Source organism: Bradyrhizobium pachyrhizi, assembly GCF_001189245.1.
Taxonomy (GTDB): Bacteria; Pseudomonadota; Alphaproteobacteria; order Rhizobiales; family Xanthobacteraceae; genus Bradyrhizobium; species Bradyrhizobium pachyrhizi.
The window spans coordinates 1-2507 of sequence record NZ_LFIQ01000016.1; the positions used below are offsets into that span (position 1 = coordinate 1).

The 2507-nt window shown below is 62.2% G+C and carries 3 protein-coding genes; all 3 read right to left on the minus strand.

Going from position 1 to position 2507, the window contains the following annotated elements; translation table 11 throughout:
* Nucleotides 1-50: 50 nt before the first annotated feature.
* Entirely contained in the window at nucleotides 51-1586 is a 1536-nt protein-coding gene (tnpC, locus tag AKL29_RS00405) for an IS66 family transposase (protein WP_193395174.1), read from the minus strand.
* Between the two features lie 94 nt (nucleotides 1587-1680).
* On the minus strand, nucleotides 1681-2028 hold the full coding sequence (gene tnpB, locus AKL29_RS00410) for an IS66 family insertion sequence element accessory protein TnpB (RefSeq protein ID WP_050382259.1): 348 nt from the start codon (nucleotides 2026-2028) through the stop codon (nucleotides 1681-1683).
* On the minus strand, nucleotides 2025-2420 hold the full coding sequence (gene tnpA / locus AKL29_RS00415) for an IS66-like element accessory protein TnpA (RefSeq protein WP_050382261.1): 396 nt from the start codon (nucleotides 2418-2420) through the stop codon (nucleotides 2025-2027). Before tnpA ends, tnpB begins: the two co-directional genes overlap by 4 nt.
* Between the last annotated feature and the right edge of the window lie 87 nt (nucleotides 2421-2507).

Genomic DNA, 2507 nt, shown 5'->3' on the forward strand with positions numbered 1-2507 from the left:
GTACGCATCCGGTCAGCACCCCGGGCAGGCGCGCCGGTCAGCCGTGGCGCTCAGGCGGCAGCGGCTTTGGACTGTCGGGTCGCCTTCCAATTCCACGGGAGTAGGTCGGCGACACTGTTGACGGGGTGATCTGGAAGCCTGGCCAGCACGTCAGCGAGCCAGGCTTGCGGATCAACGTTGTTCATCTTGCAGGTCTCGATCAGGGTATAGACGGCGGCGGCACGATTGCCGCCAGCATCTGAACCGGCGAAGGTCCAATTTCGTCTCCCGACAGCCACACCGCGTAACGCTCGTTCGGCAGCGTTGTTCGAGAGGCAGACGCGGCCATCGTCCAAGAAGCGAGTGAACGCCGCCCAGCGGTTAAGCAGGTAGTTGATCGCCTTTGCGGTATCATTGCTTGAGGAGAGCAAGGTCCGCTGCTGGCGCATCCAGATCTCAAGATCAGCAACGATCGGCGCGGACTTCTCTCGACGTACCGCAAGCCGCTGTTCTGGCGTTTTGCCGTTGATAGTGCGCTCGATCTCGAACAGGATATCGATGCGTCGTACGGCCTCGCTGGCAATCGGCGCCTCTCCAGATTTCGCCAGGTCGAAGAACTTTCTGCGACCGTGGCTCCAACAGGCCGCTTCAAGGATCGGAGCCGGCTTCCTTTGGGCCTTGTAGAGCTGGTTATATCCATCAAAGGCATCGGCCTGCATCAGGCCCACATAGCCGGCAAGATGGCTTTGCGGGTGCTCTCCAGCCCGGTTGCGTGAGTAGTAGAACAGGGCCGCCGGCGGACCTGTGCCGCCAAACGGCCGGTCATCGCGAACATAGGTCCAGATCCGGCCGGTAACCGTCTTAAGCTTGGCCAGTACCGGCACCGTCGTGTCGTCGGCGTGGATGCGTTCCGCGCTCATGACGTGGATCCGGATGGCCTCAATAATGGGATCGAGTGCGACCACGCAGGCGCCGACCCGATCCGCCAAGGTCGAGACGTCGATCTCGATCCCTTCGCGGGCATAGGTCTTGCTCTGTCGGTTCAACGGCTGATGCAGCAGGAACTTGTTGACCAGCACCATCGCCAGCAGGCTCGGCCCGGCAAAGCCTCGCGGGATCGGATGGAAGGGCGCCGGAGCCTCTGTGATCGCCTCACAATCTCGGCAGGAGAACTTTTCGCGGACATGCTCGATAATCTTCCAGCGCCGCGGCTCGCATTCCAGGGTCTTCGATACCACCTCGCCGAGCTTGTGCAGTCGCTCGCTGCCGCACTTGCCGCATACGCAAGGCGCGGGCTCGACGACGCGTTCGATGGGCAGATTGTCCGGCAACGGACGTCGCGGCGGCCGTGGATTTTGCGCGCGCTGCTGTTTAGCAGCTTCCGGCGCTGCGAACTCGGCCTTGGTTTCCTGTTCCGCCTGGGTCTCTTCAAGATCCTCGATGGCGAGTTCGAGCTGCTCGACCAGCAGTTTGCCGCGTTCAGAAGATTGCCCGAACTGTTCTCGCCGTGCCTTGGCCAGCATCAGCTTCAGCCGCTCGATTTCCAGCCGGCCGACGGTCACCTCGCTCTTGGCCAGCGTCAGCTGCTCGCGCTGCGCAAGGATCATCGCGTGTGCTGCGGCAAGGTCGGTGGGAAGCTGATCGGAGAGCGTCGTCACGAAGACGAATCAACCATATTCGTCGCAAAAAATCCCGCTCGATTTAACCGGAAGCCTGTGGACGCCAGGTTGCCTGCGGCATCCGCCAGTCGATGCCGGACAGCAGATAAGAGAGCTGCGCAACGCTGATCGTCACCACGCCGTCCGCCATTGACGGCCACAAAAAGCGGCCTCGCTCCAGCCGCTTCGTGAACAGACACGCGCCTTGGCCATCATGCCAGATGATCTTGATCAGGTCGCCGCGGCGGCCCCTAAAAACGTAGAGATCACCAGCGTGCGGATCACGCTTCAAGCTCTCCTGGACCAGCCGCGCAAGGCTTGGAAAGCCGCGGCGCATATCGGTGTGGCCGGTCGCAAGCCACACCCGCACATTACCCGGTATGGCAATCATCGGCGCTCAAGTACCTCGAGGACCCGCGCCAGCGCTTCCGGATCGACGTGCGCGTCCACTCGGATGCGTCGCCGGTTGCCAAGGTCGATCTCGATCAATCCAATACGCGCGGCTGCCACAGACCGCCCTCGGCTATCACCCGCAGGTAAAAGCTTCGGAGTTTCCTCCGCTTCCGTAGCGGCGATCTGCACCGGCACAAAAGATGGTACGGCCTGCTCGGATGTCCGCGCTTGTCGACGCCAGGTGAACACCAGGCTGGCCGCTACGCCGTTGCGACGCGCAACCGCAGTGACCTTTGCGCCCGGCGCCAATGTCTCCTCGACAATCCGCGCCTTGTCATCCTGCGACCAGCGCCGCCGCCGCTCCAGCCCGCCTAAAACCTCGACCCGCATCGCCTGATGACCTTAAAGCTAGACTTAAGGTTACAGGCTTGGCCAATTACAGCGCCTCAGACAAGACGGCGCCCGTCGGATGCGTAC

What these genes read in the sequence shown, in the direction of transcription:
- tnpA (WP_050382261.1), bottom strand. Translation starts at nt 2,420, where the DNA reads ATGCGGGTCGAGGTTTTAGGCGGGCTGGAGCGGCGGCGGCGCTGGTCG.
- tnpC (WP_193395174.1), bottom strand. Translation starts at nt 1,586, where the DNA reads ATGATCCTTGCGCAGCGCGAGCAGCTGACGCTGGCCAAGAGCGAGGTG.
- tnpB (WP_050382259.1), bottom strand. Translation starts at nt 2,028, where the DNA reads ATGATTGCCATACCGGGTAATGTGCGGGTGTGGCTTGCGACCGGCCAC.